Origin of the sequence: Bacteroides sp. ET71, from assembly GCF_023336905.1 — a bacterium.
In the GTDB taxonomy this organism is placed as follows: Bacteria; Bacteroidota; Bacteroidia; order Bacteroidales; family Bacteroidaceae; genus Bacteroides.
In genome coordinates this window covers 1-15,944 of the sequence record NZ_JAMBLS010000019.1, presented here as the reverse complement: position 1 = coordinate 15,944, position 15,944 = coordinate 1, and the positions used below count along the sequence as shown (strand labels likewise).

General features: G+C 54.3%; 10 protein-coding genes and 2 tRNA genes. 9 read left to right on the top strand and 3 right to left on the bottom strand.

The features are described from left to right. Positions 1-22: 22 nt before the first annotated feature. Complete coding sequence (gene radA, locus M3090_RS10420) at positions 23-1,390, bottom strand: DNA repair protein RadA (RefSeq protein WP_249055975.1); 1,368 nt, start codon at positions 1,388-1,390, stop codon at positions 23-25. 355 nt (positions 1,391-1,745) lie between these two features. On the opposite strand from radA, the gene thrA reads away from it, so the two are divergent. The 4 genes from thrA to M3090_RS10400 all read left to right on the top strand — a co-directional run bounded on the left by thrA (position 1,746) and on the right by M3090_RS10400 (position 8,013). Further along, complete coding sequence (gene thrA, locus M3090_RS10415) at positions 1,746-4,184, top strand: bifunctional aspartate kinase/homoserine dehydrogenase I (protein WP_249055974.1); 2,439 nt, start codon at positions 1,746-1,748, stop codon at positions 4,182-4,184. Between the two features lie 182 nt (positions 4,185-4,366). Further along, positions 4,367-5,578, top strand: coding sequence for a cofactor-independent phosphoglycerate mutase (locus M3090_RS10410; protein ID WP_249055972.1), 1,212 nt, complete (start codon positions 4,367-4,369; stop codon positions 5,576-5,578). Positions 5,579-5,582: 4 nt separating this feature from the next. After that, on the top strand, positions 5,583-6,887 hold the full coding sequence (thrC, locus tag M3090_RS10405) for a threonine synthase (RefSeq protein ID WP_249055970.1): 1,305 nt from the start codon (positions 5,583-5,585) through the stop codon (positions 6,885-6,887). A 250-nt stretch (positions 6,888-7,137) separates the two neighbouring features. Next, the gene (locus tag M3090_RS10400) at positions 7,138-8,013 is read left to right on the top strand and encodes a mechanosensitive ion channel family protein (RefSeq protein ID WP_249055968.1); all 876 of its coding nucleotides are present in this window, start codon (positions 7,138-7,140) and stop codon (positions 8,011-8,013) included. Between the two features lie 33 nt (positions 8,014-8,046). Here the strand turns inward: M3090_RS10400 and M3090_RS10395 are convergent, their stop codons facing one another. After that, positions 8,047-9,984, bottom strand: a complete 1,938-nt coding sequence (locus M3090_RS10395) for an LTA synthase family protein (protein WP_249055966.1) — start codon at positions 9,982-9,984, stop codon at positions 8,047-8,049. A gap of 308 nt (positions 9,985-10,292) precedes the next feature. Beyond that, positions 10,293-10,366: transfer RNA gene (locus M3090_RS10390), tRNA-Met, on the bottom strand. A gap of 400 nt (positions 10,367-10,766) precedes the next feature. Here M3090_RS10390 and M3090_RS10385 point away from each other — a divergent pair. The 5 genes from M3090_RS10385 (at position 10,767) to M3090_RS10365 (ending at position 15,925) form a co-directional block, all read left to right on the top strand. After that, on the top strand, positions 10,767-11,153 hold the full coding sequence (locus M3090_RS10385; protein WP_249056025.1) for an START-like domain-containing protein: 387 nt from the start codon (positions 10,767-10,769) through the stop codon (positions 11,151-11,153). Positions 11,154-11,235: 82 nt separating this feature from the next. Continuing rightward, complete coding sequence (locus tag M3090_RS10380; RefSeq protein WP_249055965.1) at positions 11,236-13,131, top strand: LptF/LptG family permease; 1,896 nt, start codon at positions 11,236-11,238, stop codon at positions 13,129-13,131. Positions 13,132-13,203: 72 nt separating this feature from the next. Then, positions 13,204-14,418 (top strand): bifunctional 3,4-dihydroxy-2-butanone-4-phosphate synthase/GTP cyclohydrolase II, encoded by a 1,215-nt coding sequence (locus M3090_RS10375; protein ID WP_249055964.1) that lies wholly within the window; start codon positions 13,204-13,206, stop codon positions 14,416-14,418. 31 nt (positions 14,419-14,449) lie between these two features. Further along, positions 14,450-15,643 carry a pyridoxal phosphate-dependent aminotransferase gene (locus M3090_RS10370; protein ID WP_249055962.1) on the top strand — a complete coding sequence of 398 codons (1,194 nt, stop codon included), beginning with the start codon at positions 14,450-14,452 and terminating at the stop codon, positions 15,641-15,643. A gap of 207 nt (positions 15,644-15,850) precedes the next feature. Then, positions 15,851-15,925 (top strand) — tRNA-Pro (locus M3090_RS10365). Positions 15,926-15,944 lie beyond the last annotated feature (19 nt).

The window sequence follows — 15,944 nt, the reverse complement described above, 5'->3', positions numbered from 1 at the left end:
TGTGGGGCTATTTTTTTTGTCCTTATCCGAAGAGGCAGCGGAAGGCTTCTTCTACCTTGCGCACGGGTATCAGTTCTATTTTTATCTTTGCCGTATTCAGTCCTTGCAGGTTCTGCCGGGGCAGGATGAATTGGCGGAAACCTAGTTTCTCCGCCTCGCCGATGCGCTGTTCGATGCGGTTTACGGGGCGGATTTCGCCCGATAGGCCCACTTCGCCAGCCATGCATACCTCAGCCTCGATGGCGGCATCCATGTTGCTGCTCAGTATGGCGCTGATGACTGCCAGGTCGATGGCCGGGTCGTTTACTTTCAGCCCGCCGGCAATGTTCAGGAAAACATCCTTTTGTGCCAATTTGAAACCTACGCGCTTCTCCAGTACGGCCAGCAGCATGTTCATTCGTCGTGTGTCGAAACCGGTGGCCGAACGTTGCGGGTTGCCGTAGACCGCACTGCTTACCAGTGCCTGCGTTTCGATAAGGAAGGGGCGTATGCCCTCGATGGCCGAAGCAATGGCCACGCCACTCATGCCTTCATGGTCTTGGCTGAGCAATAGCTCCGACGGGTTGCTTACCTGGCGTAATCCATCCTGCCGCATCTCGTAGATGCCCAGTTCCGCTGTGCTGCCGAAGCGATTCTTGATGCTGCGCAGGATGCGGTACATGTAATGTTGGTCACCCTCGAATTGCAGCACCGTGTCTACGATGTGCTCCAGCACTTTGGGGCCGGCGATGCTCCCTTCTTTGTTGATGTGCCCGATGAGGATGACAGGCGTGTGGCTCTCTTTGGCGAAGCGCAGAATGGAGGCGGCACATTCCCTCACCTGGGCGATGCTGCCCGGCGATGATTCCAGGCTTTCGGTTGAAATGGTCTGTATGGAGTCGATGATGACCAGGTCGGGTTGCGTGTTCTTAATATGTACGAAGATTTGTTCCAACGAAGTCTCGCAGGCAATGAGGCAATCGCTCGATGTGTGGGTTAGCCGGTCGGCACGCAACTTCAACTGGCGGGCGCTTTCTTCGCCCGATATGTAGAGGATGCGCTTTTCGGGCATCCGCAACACGGTTTGCAGGATAAGTGTGGATTTGCCGATGCCTGGTTCTCCGCCCAGCAATACCAGCGAGCCGCGTACCAGTCCGCCGCCCAGCACGCGGTTCAGTTCATCGTCGTGCATGTCGATGCGTGGTTCGTCATCGGCATTGATTTCGTTTAGTGTCACCGGCTTCGACTTTGCTTTGGCCAGTCCGGTCAGTGAGGGGCGTGCCGCAGGCTCCTTGCGTACGATTTCTTCGACGAAGGTATTCCATTGTCCGCACGAAGGACATTTGCCTTGCCACTTGGGCGATTCTTGCCCGCAGTTGCTGCATACATATACGGTCTTCTCTTTTGCCATTTCGTTGCTTATTTGTGGTCAAAGGTACGATTAATATGGGTAGTTTCCGCCATATTCTGCACTTTTATCGCAAAAAAGTGGGATGAAGTGATAGATTGTATGCTTTTATTGCTACATTTGCAACATCTTATTCATCAGAAACGATAGAAACCAGGCTATGGACAAGTATTATCCGCATACCGTCACATCGATGCGCACCATGACCCTTCGGGGTTAGGGATAGTATTTCGTGTTTCTACGTGTTACACATTATTTTCGGTTTTTCTTTTCCTCCGCCTGCGGAGGCCGCCCGGCAAGAACGGGCTTTTTTCCTACATATTATTTACATACAGTAACTTCATTAATACAGCATACGATGAAAGTAATGAAATTCGGCGGAACGTCGGTAGGTTCCGTGGAGAGCATATTGAGTGTGAAACGCATTGTCGAGGCGGAGGCTGGTCGTGAACCGGTCATCGTGGTGGTGTCGGCATTGGGCGGCATTACGGACAAGTTGATAAAGACTTCGCGCATGGCGGCGGCTGGCGATGCGGCGTATGAGGACGAGTTCCGCGAAATCGTGAGCCGGCACGTGGAGATGGTGAAGCGGGTGATTCCGGAGTTTGACGCGCAGATGACCATGCAGCGCCGGGTGGGGGAGTTGCTCAATGAACTGAAGGACATCTTCCAGGGTATTTATCTCATCAAAGACTTGTCGCAGAAGACGTCGGACACGATTGTGAGCTACGGCGAACGCCTTTCGTCCATCATTGCCGCCCAACTGACGGGGGCGCGGTGGTATGACTCGCGCAGTTTCATCAAGACGGAGAAGAAGTTTTCGAAGCATGTGCTGGACACGGAACTGACGAACCGGCTGGTGCGCGAGACCTTCGGCGAACTGCCTCCGTTGGCATTGGTACCGGGCTTCATTGCCACGGACAAGGATACGGGCGAGGTGACCAACCTGGGCCGGGGCGGGTCGGACTACACGGCGGCCATCATCGCGGCGGCACTGGATGCGGACAGCCTGGAGATTTGGACGGACGTGGACGGATTCATGACGGCCGATCCCAGGGTCATCTCTACGGCCTATACCATTAACGAACTGAGCTATGTGGAGGCGACGGAGTTGTGCAACTTCGGCGCGAAGGTGGTCTATCCGCCGACAATCTATCCCGTGTGCCACAAGAACATACCTATCCTCATCAAAAACACCTTTAACCCGGCGGGAGCGGGAACGGTCATCAAGCAGACCGTGAGCAGTCCGCAGGGCAAGGCCATCAAGGGTATCTCGTCCATCAACGACACGAGCCTCATCACGGTGCAGGGCCTGGGCATGGTGGGGGTGATTGGCGTGAACTACCGCATCTTCAAGGCCCTGGCAAAGAACGGCATCAGTGTCTTCCTGGTGTCGCAGGCGTCGTCAGAGAACTCTACGTCTATCGGTGTGCGCAATGCCGATGCCGACCTGGCGTGCAGCGTGCTGACGGAGGAGTTTGCCAAGGAGATTGAGATGGGTGAGATATCGCCTATGCAGGTGGAGCGCGACTTGGCCACGGTGGCCATCGTGGGCGAGAACATGAAGCATACGCCGGGCATCGCGGGCAAGCTGTTCGGTACGTTGGGACGGAACGGCATCAACGTCATTGCCTGCGCGCAGGGTGCCAGTGAGACCAATATCTCGTTTGTGGTGGACGGCAAGTCGCTGCGCAAGTCGCTCAACGTCATTCACGACTCGTTCTTCCTGTCCGAATATCAGGTGCTGAACCTCTTCATCTGCGGCATAGGCACGGTGGGCGGCAAGCTTATCGAGCAGATTCACAGCCAGCGGCAGCGGCTGATGCAGGAAAACGGCCTGCAACTGAACGTGGTGGGCATTGCCGACGCTTCGCGCTCAATGTTCAGCCGCGAGGGCTTCGACCTGTCCCGCTTCCGCGAGGAGCTGAAGGAGAAGGGGCAGGAGAGCGACACGCAGCGGCTGCGCGACGGCGTCATCGGCATGAACATATTCAACAGCGTCTTCGTCGACTGCACGGCCAGCCCCGACGTGGCGGGCATCTACGAGGAGTTGTTGCGGCACAACATCTCCGTCGTGGCGGCCAACAAGATAGCCGCGTCCAGCGAGTACGAGAATTACCTCCGCCTGAAGCAGACGGCGCGTCAGCGGGGCGTGAAGTACCTGTTCGAGACCAACGTGGGTGCGGGCCTGCCCATCATCAACACCATTAACGACCTTATCCACAGCGGCGACAAGATTCTGAAGATTGAGGCCGTGCTGAGCGGCACGTTGAACTACATCTTCAACCAGCTCAGCGCCGACGTGCCTTTCAGCCAGACCATACGCATGGCGCAGCAGGAGCGCTACTCCGAGCCCGACCCACGCATCGACCTCAGCGGCAAGGACGTCATCCGCAAGCTCGTCATCCTGGCACGCGAGGCGGGTTACCGCATCGAACAGGGTGATGTGGAGCGACACCTCTTCGTGCCCGACGACTTCTTCGAAGGTTCGCTGGATGACTTCTGGCGCAAGGTGCCCACGCTGGACGCCGACTTCGAGGCGCGCCGCCAGAAGCTGGAGGCCGAGCACAAGCACTGGCGCTTCGTGGCGCGGCTGGACGGCGGCCGGGCGTCGGTGGGACTGATGGAGGTGGCCCCCGGGCATCCGTTCTACGGGCTGGAGGGCAGTAACAATATCATCTTGCTGACCACCGAGCGTTACCGCGAGTATCCGATGATGATTCAGGGCTACGGCGCGGGAGCCGACGTGACCGCCGCGGGTGTCTTTGCCGACATCATGAGCATTGCGAACGTCTGATGCAGCGGCGCCGGAAATGCAACCCGTTGGCGTTAAAAACGCGACCCGACGCCGTTAAAAATGCGACCCGACGCATTTTTAACTCCGACCCGACGCGGTTGTAAACGCGACCCGACGCATTTTTGACGCCAACGGGTCGCATTTTAGAACCCTCAAGTATAACCCTAAAAACAAGAAGCGATATGAAACACATTATTATATTGGGCGACGGCATGGCCGACCATCCGTTGCCGCAACTGGGCGGACGGACGCTGCTCCAGGCCGCCCATACCCCTTGGATGGACCTGCTGGCGCGACAGGGGCGCAACGGGCGGCTCGTCACCGTTGCCCCCGGCTTCCACCCCGGCAGCGAAGTGGCCAACATGTCTGTGCTGGGCTATGACCTGCCCACCGTCTACGAAGGCCGCGGCCCGCTCGAGGCAGCCAGCATCGGCGTCGACCTCGCTCCGGGCGACATGGCCATGCGCTGCAACCTGGTCTGCCTCGAGGGCGACCTGCTGAAGAATCACTCCGCCGGGCACATCACCACCGAAGAGGCCGACACGCTCATTCGCTTCCTGCAAGAACGGCTGGGCGACGAGCGCGTCCACTTCTACACCGGCGTGCAATACCGCCACCTGCTGGTCATCCGCGGGGGCGACAAGCGCCTGGACTGCACGCCGCCGCACGACGTGCCCCTGCAGCCCTGGCGGCCGCTGTTGCCTAAGGCCGAGTGCCCCGAGGCGCAGCAGACGGCCGACCTGCTCGACACGCTCATCCTACGCTCGCAAGACCTGCTGCGCGACCATCCGCTGAACAAGCAACGCATTGCCCAAGGCAAAGACCCCGCCAACAGCATCTGGCCCTGGAGCCCCGGTTATCGTCCGCAGATGGAGCCGTTCTCCGCCCGCTTCCCCCAGGTGAGGAGCGGGGCGGTCATCACTGCCGTCGACCTTATCCGCGGCATCGGGCGCTATGCCGGACTGCGGCGCATCGACGTGCCCGGCGCCACCGGACTCTACGATACCAACTACGAGGGCAAGGTCCGCGCTGCCCTCGACGCCCTGCGCACCGACGACTTCGTCTATCTGCACATCGAGGCCAGCGATGAGGCCGGCCACGAGGGTGACATCGCCCTGAAACGCCAGACCATCGAAGACCTGGACAGCCGCGTCGTCGGCCCCATCTACGAGGCGGTGAAGGACTGGCCCGAACCCGTGGCCATCGCCGTCCTGCCCGACCATCCCACGCCCTGCGAGGTGCGCACCCACACGGCCGAGCCCGTGCCCTTCCTTGTCTGGCATCCCGGCATCGAGCCCGACGCTGTGCAGACCTTCGACGAGGTGGCCGCCTGCGAGGGTTCGTATGGCCTGCTGAAAGAAGACCAATTCATTAACACATTCATGAACGCTTAGACTTATGAACTATTACAGCACCAACCACCAGTCGCCCGCCGCCACCCTTCAGGAAGCTGTGGTGCGCGGACTCGCCCCCGACAAGGGCCTCTATATGCCGGAGCATATCCATCCGCTCCCGCCTGAGTTCTATGAACAGATTGACCGCATGACCCTGCCCGACATCGCCTGCCGCGTGGCCGACGCCTTCTTTGGCGACGACATCCCGCAGGACACGCTGCACGAACTGGTGCGCGACACGATGAGCTTCGACATACCGCTCGTGCCCGTCACCGACCGTATCCATTCGCTCGAGCTCTTCCACGGCCCCACGCTGGCCTTCAAGGACGTGGGGGCGCGCTTCATGGCCCGCCTGCTGGGCTACTTCATCCGCCGCGAGGGTGCGGGCGAGGTCAATGTACTCGTGGCCACGTCGGGCGACACGGGCAGTGCCGTGGCCAACGGCTTCCTGGGCGTGGAGGGCATCCGCGTCTACGTGCTCTACCCCAAGGGCAAGGTCAGTGAGATACAGGAGAAGCAGTTCACCACCCTGGGCCGCAACATCACGGCCATCGAGGTGGACGGCACCTTCGACGACTGCCAGGCCTTAGTGAAGGACGCCTTCATGGATGCCGACCTCAACGCCCACATGCGCCTGACCAGTGCCAACAGCATCAACGTGGCGCGCTTCCTGCCGCAGTCGTTCTACTACTTCCATGCCTACGCCCAGTTGAAGCGCGCCGGTCGTGCCGACGGCGGGGTGGTGGTGTGCGTGCCCAGCGGCAACTTCGGCAACATCACCGCAGGGCTGTTTGCCGCCCGCATGGGCCTGCCCGTCAGCCGCTTCATTGCCGCCAACAACCGCAACGACATCTTCTATCAGTACCTGCGCACGGGTGTCTATTCGCCCCGTCCCAGCATCGCCACCATCGCCAACGCCATGGACGTGGGTGCGCCCAGCAACTTCGCCCGCATCCTGGCCCTCTACGACGGCAGCCACGAAGCCATCTCGGCCGACATCAGCGGCGCCACGTACACCGACGAGCAGATTGCCGACACCGTGCGCACCACGTGGCAGCAGCACCGCTACCTGCTCGACCCCCACGGCGCCTGCGGCTACCGCGCTTTGCAGGAGGGGCTACGTCCCGGCGAGACGGGCGTCTTTCTGGAGACCGCCCATCCGGCCAAGTTCAAGGACACGGTGGAGCGCATCATCGGCCAGCCCGTCGACATCCCCGCCAAGCTCCAGGCCTTCATGCAGGGCACCAAACAGAGCGTGCCGATGCCGAAGGACTTCCCCGCCTTCAAGGCCTATCTGATGGGGCAGTGACGATGGGGTTATTACCCAGCAGGGGCGCAGGGTTATGCTCCTGCGGGGGTGCAGGGTTATGCCCCAGCGGGGGTGCAGGGTTACGCCCCTGCGGGGGTGCAGGGTTATGCCCCTGCGGGGATACTTGCCCCCATCCCCCTAAGGGTGCGTACCCCCACCCGCCTAAGGGTGCGTACCCCTACCCGCCTAAGGGTAAGGACCCCCACCCGGGAAGCGGGGTCGAATGATAACCGATTAATTCTTATAAGACATGTATCTGATATCCTTTTTACTGACGGCGGCTGCACCCGCCCAGGCCGCGCAAGACGGGGCCGACAAAGTGCAACAAGTCATACAGCACCTCATAGACGGCGGCGTCGACATCGGCGGGCGCATCCTGGGGGCGCTGGTCATCTTCCTCATCGGGCGTTTCCTCATCTCCTTCCTCAACAAACTGGTGCGGCGCATCCTGGAGCGGCGCAAGGTCGATGCCGGCATCCGCAGCTTCGTGGAGAGCCTGGTGAACATCCTGCTGATGGTTCTGCTCATCGTGGCCATCGTGGACAAGCTGGGCATCGAGACCACCTCCTTCGCCGCCCTGCTGGCCTCGGCCGGTGTGGCCGTGGGCATGGCCCTGAGCGGCAACCTGCAGAACTTCGCCGGCGGGCTCATCATCCTGCTGTTCCGCCCCTACAAGGTGGGCGACTGGATAGAGTGCCAGGGCGAGAGCGGCTCGGTGAAGGAGATACAAATCTTCCACACCATCCTGACCACGGCCGACAACAAGACGGTCTACATCCCCAACGGCTCGGCGTCGAGCGGCGTGCTGGTGAATTACAGCAACGAGGAAACCCGTCGCGTAGACTGGGTGGTCGGCGTGGAATATGGCGAGGACTATGCCCGGGTGGAGGAGGCGGCACGCCGCATCGTCGCGGCCGACAAGCGCATCCTCGACACGCCCGCGCCCTTCATCGCCCTGGATGCGCTGGATGCCAGCAGCGTCAATATCCGCATCCGCGTGTGGGTGAAGAACGCCGACTATTGGGGCGTGTACTACGACGTGCAGCGCGCCATTTACGACGAGTTCAACAAGGCCGGCATCGGCTTCCCCTTCCCGCAACTCACGGTGCATCAAGCCAAGGACTGAGCTCCCGTCAGGGTGTATCGCTTTTGGGTCTGCTCACGGATGTTGGGCAGACCTTTTTGTTTTTGGGCGGTCTAATATCAATTCGTGTTTGACCAGATATTCGGCCGTTTGCAGCATGCTGAAGGCATAATTCTTCAACCTGACAAAAGCTGAGTCGTTAGGTTGTCCGGGTCTGCAAAGGCTGTCGGTATGGAAACAGCGTTCAACGTTCGTCTCCGGGTTGTAAATATACAGATGAAGGGAATCTCTTGCAGCAACCCAATCATCTGCCGTATAGAATATGCATGGCCGTTTCTCACGCAACAGGTCAACTCCCAGGTTGTTTTGCACATAGTCGATGCCCAACAGATGTAACAGAGTCGGGGCTACATCCACTTGCCCACAGAAGTCCGTTCGCAGTTCCGGTGCAATGCCTTTGCCGAAGAACATCAGAGGAATGTGGTTATAGGATTCCGGTAATTCACACTCAGGAGTTGTTACCAGTTTGCCATGGTCGCCCAAGAATACGAAAATCGTATTCTCGAACCAAGGTTCGCGGGAGGCTTGTTGCATGAAGTTGCCGATAGACCAGTCTGCATATTCCACAATCTGCTCCTCTTTCTTGCAACTGCGTGGTCGGAAGTAGGGTGGAATGACATAAGGCGGATGATTACTGATGGTCAGTAGTACGGCGAAAAATGGTTGGTCGCTGTCGGCCTTTTGTCGCAATACGGGCAATGCATATTGGAAAAGGTAATCATCCTGCACCCCGAAATGATTGGCTATTTTGTCTGCCGGATAATCTTCTTGCGAGTATATCTCGTCGAAGCCATTCGTACGGAAGAAACCGTTCATGTTGTCGTATTGCGATTCGTGGGTCATGAAGAATAGGTTCCGGTATCCATGTTCTTTTAATACGGTAGGCAGTCCTGCATAGCGGCGGATAGACGAATCTTTCATAGCATTACGCTTCATGATGGCCGGGAATGAATAGAGTGTAGAGTACATGCCGTGGTTGGTATGTATGCCAGACGAATAGCAATTGGAGAAATGTAATGATTGGTTGTAAATGGAGTCTAAATGAGGCGTCAGGCCCTTATCGGCTCCGAAGCTGTCCATCAGGTGGGCAGACATCGATTCCATCAGGACGATGATGACGTTCTTTTTCTCTCCCTTTTGCGGATTGTCCACTTGCTGAGCTATGGGGGAAATGTCCGTTATGCCAGGCCGTTGTAGCAAGTGCTGTACATTCTTTACAGCCTTGGTTTCGACTGCCAACTGCAACCACTGATGTCCGTCACGATGTTCATCTATTGTGCTATTCAACAGATTGAATACCGGGTTTATGCCTACTTGATTTAAGAAGGGGTCTTCGCAATAAAAGGCTTGGCTTACTTTGATAGGATTGTATCCGCAACGTCCGCGAATACCAAAGATACATAGTCCTATGCAGGCTGCGCCACTGAAAAATATGATACCCCGGCTTGTCCAGTCCATTGTAGTTGCAGAGCTCATGTTTTTGCATCGTTGGTAAGCCCAATTTGCCAGTTTCCACATACTCCAACTCCAGAGAACAGTCGCGACCACGGCTAACAAGAGATATGGGTAATAAGAGCTTTCTTCCAGCACCATGCCGGCTGTGGTTGTTCCGTACTCGAACCAATTGAATATGGATGAATTGATTACCTTAAAGAAGTAGGCGAAATAAGGAATATTGGCAGCCGCAACAAAAGAAGCCAGTCCGTAGAAGATGGAAAAGAAAATAGCTGTAGCACGGAACAATGCTCGTGGAAGCCAGTTCAGTAACGCGCTAATCCAAAGCACAGCTAAAGGAGGCAACAGCACGTAGCAGGCTATCACATTGTCAAACCATAAGCCATAAAGGAAAGAACGGGATTGCAGCAAGTATTCATGCTGGATGGTCAGCGGAAACTCGTAATCGTTTGCGAAGAAGAATATCAGGCGGAATAAGAAGAATAAGGATAGTGCCATTACATGCACGCTCAGTAGGTAAATAAATATAGTACCACCTTTTTTAAGCAGAGCTTTGGGTTGAAGATCTAACATGGGAACTCTCTCTATTTTGAAAAAACGGCTGCAAAGTTATGCATTTGTGTTTACATTTCCAATAAATCTTTGTGTCAGAATCCTGGAAGTAGACTAAAAACAGCGTTCTCTTATGTCTTGAGTCTTTATATGTATAAAGAACCATTCTTCATAGTTGTGGCATAAAAAGAAGAAAAGGCATTTGTAAAGCGTAAGCTTGCAAATGCCTTTTCTTAATGTTTTCGACTCTTTTGTAGCGGGACCCGGGATTGAACCGGGGACCTCATGATTATGAATCATGCGCTCTAACCAGCTGAGCTATCCCGCCATCATTTCTCGTTTGCGGGTGCAAAGATAGAGCATTTGTTTGAATTGGCAAACAGATTACCGCGTTTTTTTTCGTTTTTTTCTGTTCACCCTTGGCCGGTTGGACGATGTCTGGACGTTAGTATGCTGTTTCATAGCTACTTGCCCCGCCTGGTAAACGCCGGGGAAAGCGTTTCCTGCTTGTCCGCACGGAACACGGTTCTTGTCCGCATGAAGCGTGGCTCTTGTCCGGACGGAGCGACATGCTTGAGGCGGTGACGAACGCTCCGATGGCATACTTCTCCTGCTTCAAACGTGAAAAATACTGTCGAATGTATAAAATGAGGAGAATTATATGTCTGGATAAGGAAAAAGTTTATATCTTGGCGGCGCGAAAGGAAATGACCTTTTTGGAAGACGCCATGGAACGTAAAAAAATACACTTAGAATATCTATTAAACGCTACTTCGAAGAATATCCTATGGGATGCAATCAGTACACCGACGGGCCTGGAAGGTTGGTTTGCCGATAAAGTACTGTCTGATGACAAATTTGTAACCTTTTGTTGGGGGAAGACAGAGAAACGTGAAGCCGAGATTGTCGCTATACGCACTTATTCGTTTATCCGTTTTCGCTGGTTGGATGCCCCTAAAGAACGAGAGTATTTCGAATTGAAGATGACAAATAACGAGTTGACCAACGACTATGTGCTGGAAATCACAGACTTTGCTGCTGCCGACGAAGTAGATGATGTGTGCGATTTGTGGGAGTATGAAGTCGATACATTGCGCAGAACATGTGGTTTTTAGTTAACTTTCTATCAAAAATTTCCCTTCCTCCCGTTTTTGTACTACTTTTGCATCTTCAATAGAGACTACGAGACGAATGCCCATGTTGCGTATAAAAAAGTTAGATATATTCATATTGAAGAGCTTCTGCCTGCTCTTTGCGGGTACTTTTTTCATCTGCCTGTTCATCTTCATGATGCAATTCCTTTGGCGATATGTCGATGAAATGGTAGGCAAAGGGTTGGAAATGACAGTTCTTGCGCAGTTCTTTTTCTATTCGGCCTTGGTATTGGTGCCTGTCTCTTTGCCGTTGGCCGTGCTGTTGGCAGCACTTATTACTTTTGGCAATTTTGGAGAGCGTTTTGAGCTGCTGGCTATGAAGGCCGCCGGCATCCCCTTGCTGCGCATCATGCGTCCGCTAATCATCTTTATTGCATGTGTCTCTTGTGTCTCTTTCTATTTCCAGAATGTTATAGGACCTAAAGCCCAAGTCAAGCTAAACACTTTGCTTATTTCTATGAAGCAGAAGTCACCCGAGGTAGATATTCCCGAAGGGGCTTTTTATGACGAGATAAAAGGATATAACCTTTACGTGAAGCATAAGAACCGTGATACAGGCATGCTGTATGACGTGTTGATATATAATTTTGAGAAAGGATTTGAGAACGCTCAGATTATCAAAGCCGACTCCGGCCGTTTGGAAATGACAGCCGATAAGCAGCATCTTTATTTGCACCTGTATAGCGGTGAACAGTTTGAAAATCTGAAAGACCAGAGCGTGAGTCGGAAAAACGTACCCTACCGGCGGGAAGCTTTCCGTGAGAAGCATGCCCTTATTGAGTTTAACTCTGATTTCAATATGGCCGATGAAGGTATCATGAGCAACCAGGCTTCCAGTAAGAATATGCGCACATTACAAGTAGGAATTGATTCGATGCAGATGCGTACTGACAGCATCGGGCGTGCCTATTATAAAGAAGCTATGGCGAATGTCTACAACGTTACTTCCCGCTTGGATCGCAAAGACTCATTAAAGCTGAAAGAGGCTTTGCCGACGTATTACAATATGGACAGCCTGTATGCTGTGGCTACTCTGTCTGAGAAATCCAAAATCTTGTCGAACACTATCGGGCGGACTGGGAGCATCGAGAGTGACTGGAATTTTAAGAGTTTCAATATCCAGCAGACCGAAGCCAGTTTGCGACGTCACATGACCTCGTGGCACGAGAAGCTGACTATGTCGTTGGCATGTCTTATATTTTTCTTTATTGGGGCTCCTTTGGGGGGTATTATCCGTAAAGGCGGGCTAGGTATGCCCGTGGTCGTCTCTGTGCTGATTTTCATTGTCTACTATATAATCAATAATACGGGCTTCAAGATGGCTCGCGATGGGAAGTGGATTGTCTGGATGGGTATGTGGACCAGTACAGCCGTCTTGGCACCCCTGGGGGCTTTCTTTACCTATAAGGCTAATAAAGATTCTGTGGTGCTTAATGCCGATGCTTATATCAGTTGGATAAAAAAGGTTTTGGGCATACGCAGTGTGCGGCATCTTTATCGTAAGGAAGTTATTATCCATGATCCGGATTATACACGTCTGCCGGGCGATTTGCAAATGTTGTCGGAGCAATGCCGTGCTTATGCCGAAGGCCATGACTTGAAGCGGATGCCTAATTACTTCAAGCTTTGGATGAACTCTGGCGAGGATGTGGAGGTGGAAGATATAAGCGCCCGTATGGAGACTCTTATAGAAGAGATGTCTAATACGAAATCTCCTAAGTTAATAGCTGTGTTGAACAATTATCCCATTATTCCGGTCCGTGCTCATGTGCGTCCTTTCCGGAGTTATTGGTTGAACGTGGCATGTGGCATATGCGTTCCGGTCGGATTGTTTTTCTTCTTCCGTATTTGGGCTTTCCGGCTTCGCTTGAGTAAAGACATGGAGCGTATTATAAAGGCGGATGACGATGCTATTTACGTTATTAATTCTTTGGAATGAAGAACTGCGGAAATAAAGGCGGTATCGGAAACCGCCGATGCTGAAAGTTTAATAATTAATAGTTGATGAGATATGGAAAATATTAAGTTGAATTCGATAGAAGAGGCGATAGAAGATTTCAAGTCTGGAAACTTTGTCATCGTGGTGGACGATGAGGACCGCGAGAACGAGGGCGACTTGATTATCGCCGCCGAGTTAATCACGCCTGAAAAGGTGAACTTCATGTTGAAGCATGCGCGTGGGGTGTTGTGTGCTCCCATCACGATATCCCGTTGCAAGGAACTGGATTTACCTCATCAGGTGGTGGACAATACATCGGTGTTAGGAACTCCCTTTACCGTGACCATTGATAAACTGGAAGGTTGTACCACAGGAGTGTCGGCTGCCGACCGTGCAGCAACCATCCGTGCACTGGCCGATCCGGCGTCTACGCCTGCTACGTTTGGTCGTCCCGGACACATTAATCCACTGTATGCTCAAGAAAAAGGGGTCTTGCGTCGTGCTGGACATACAGAGGCCACTATCGACCTGGCCCGCCTGGCCGGCCTGTATCCGGCGGGTGCGTTGATGGAGATAATGAATGACGATGGCACGATGGCCCGTCTGCCGGAACTGCGCAAGTTTGCCGACGAGTATGGCTTGAAACTGATTTCTATCCACGACCTGATTGCCTATCGCTTGAAGCAGGAATCTATTGTTGAGAAAGGAGTAGAGGTGAATATGCCTACGGCTTATGGCGATTTCCGCCTGATTGCTTTCCGCCAGAAGTTGAACGGGCTGGAGCACGTGGCGTTGTTCAAAGGGACGTGGAAGCCGGATGAGCCTATCTTGGTACGGGTGCACTCGTCGTGCGCTACGGGCGACATTTTTGCCTCCAAACGTTGTGATTGTGGGGAGCAGTTGCACAAGGCTATGCAGATGATTGAAGCCGCCGGCAAAGGCGTGCTGGTTTATCTGAACCAAGAAGGGCGTGGCATCGGCCTGATGGAGAAGATGAAGGCTTATAAGTTGCAGGAAGACGGCATGGATACGGTGGATGCTAACATCTGCCTGGGACATCTGGCCGACGAGCGCGACTATGGCGTGGGGGCTCAAATATTGCGTGAGCTGGGCGTGCACAAGATGCGCCTGATGACCAATAACCCCGTGAAACGTGTGGGACTGGAAGCTTATGGGCTGGAAATCACCGAGAATGTTCCCATCGAGACAACTCCCAATCCGTATAATGAGCGTTACCTGCGCACGAAGCAGGAACGCATGGGGCATACGTTGCATTTTAATAAATGAAAGATTGTTTATAACATAGGAGGAAAACAAGATGAATCAATTATCAGACCGCGTGAACAGCTTGTCGCCTTCGGCAACGCTGGCCATGTCTCAGAAAAGCGCAGAATTGAAAGCGCAGGGCATAGACGTTATTAACCTGAGTGTGGGGGAACCTGATTTCAATACCCCAGACTATATCAAGGAGGCTGCCAAGAAGGCTATCGACGAGAATTATTCCCGCTATTCGCCTGTGGCCGGCTACCCGGCTTTGCGCAACGCCATCGTGGCCAAGCTGAAGAATGAAAACGGGCTGGACTATACGGCCGCCCAAATCTCTTGTGCCAACGGTGCCAAGCAATCTGTCTGCAACACCATTCTTGTCTTGGTCAATCCGGGCGATGAGGTCATCGTGCCTGCCCCTTACTGGGTGAGCTATCCGGAGATGGTGAAGCTGGCCGAGGGTGTTCCCGTTATCGTGTCTGCCGGCATTGAGCAAGATTTCAAGATGACGCCTGCCCAGTTGGAGGCTGCCATTACGCCGAAGACCAAGGCGTTGATACTGTGCTCGCCGTCCAACCCTACCGGCTCGGTTTACAGTGCCGAAGAACTGGCTGCTCTGGCCGCCGTGCTTCAGAAGCATCCGCAGGTCATGGTCATAGCCGATGAGATTTACGAGCATATCAACTACATAGGCCGCCATCACAGCATTGCCCAGGTTGCGGGCATGAAGGAGCGCACGGTGATTGTGAACGGCGTGTCCAAGGCATACGCCATGACCGGTTGGCGTATCGGTTTCATTGCCGGGCCCGAATGGGTTGTCAAGGCAGTCAATAAGCTGCAAGGCCAGTACACGTCCGGCCCTTGCTCGGTGTCGCAAAAGGCTGCCGAAGCTGCTTATACCGGCACCCAGGTTCCCGTCGAAGAGATGCGTCGGGCGTTCCAGCGTCGCCGCGACTTGATTGTCCGTCTGGCCAAGGAAGTGCCCGGCTTCGAAGTGAATGTGCCCGAAGGCGCTTTCTACCTTTTCCCCAAATGCAGTTCCTATTTCGGCAAGTCGGCTGGCGACCGCCGCATTGATTCGGCCGAAGACTTGGCTATGTATTTGCTGGAGGTGGGGCATGTGGCCTGCGTGGGCGGAACCTCATTCGGTGCCCCCGATTGCATCCGCATGAGCTATGCCACGAGCGATGAAAACATCACCGAGGCCATTCGTCGTATCAAAGAAGCCTTGGCTGTCCTGAAATAAACGCTTCGCTATTCCGGACAAGAAGCGTCGCTCTGTTTCGGAAGAAGCGCGCTTTTGGCGGACAAGAAGCCTGATGCGGGAGAACACGTTTGTTGGCTGGAAACGTGTTCTCCCGCTTTTTTTGTCTGGTCGGGCAAAAAAAAGTGTTTTTTATTTGGAGATTCAGAATAAAGCAGTACCTTTGCACCCGCAAACCACGAGAGACTTCGGGGTGTAGCTCAGCCCGGTTAGAGTACACGTCTGGGGGGCGTGTTGTCGCTGGTTCGAATCCAGTCACCCCGACCGGTTTTAGAAGGAAGTC

Excerpts from the sequence above, each read along its gene's own strand:
- radA (WP_249055975.1), bottom strand. The coding sequence starts at position 1,390 with ATGGCAAAAGAGAAGACCGTATATGTATGCAGCAACTGCGGGCAAGAA.
- thrA (WP_249055974.1), top strand. The coding sequence starts at position 1,746 with ATGAAAGTAATGAAATTCGGCGGAACGTCGGTAGGTTCCGTGGAGAGC.
- M3090_RS10410 (WP_249055972.1), top strand. The coding sequence starts at position 4,367 with ATGAAACACATTATTATATTGGGCGACGGCATGGCCGACCATCCGTTG.
- thrC (WP_249055970.1), top strand. The coding sequence starts at position 5,583 with ATGAACTATTACAGCACCAACCACCAGTCGCCCGCCGCCACCCTTCAG.
- M3090_RS10400 (WP_249055968.1), top strand. The coding sequence starts at position 7,138 with ATGTATCTGATATCCTTTTTACTGACGGCGGCTGCACCCGCCCAGGCC.
- M3090_RS10395 (WP_249055966.1), bottom strand. The coding sequence starts at position 9,984 with ATGGCACTATCCTTATTCTTCTTATTCCGCCTGATATTCTTCTTCGCA.
- M3090_RS10385 (WP_249056025.1), top strand. The coding sequence starts at position 10,767 with ATGGAACGTAAAAAAATACACTTAGAATATCTATTAAACGCTACTTCG.
- M3090_RS10380 (WP_249055965.1), top strand. The coding sequence starts at position 11,236 with ATGTTGCGTATAAAAAAGTTAGATATATTCATATTGAAGAGCTTCTGC.
- M3090_RS10375 (WP_249055964.1), top strand. The coding sequence starts at position 13,204 with ATGGAAAATATTAAGTTGAATTCGATAGAAGAGGCGATAGAAGATTTC.
- M3090_RS10370 (WP_249055962.1), top strand. The coding sequence starts at position 14,450 with ATGAATCAATTATCAGACCGCGTGAACAGCTTGTCGCCTTCGGCAACG.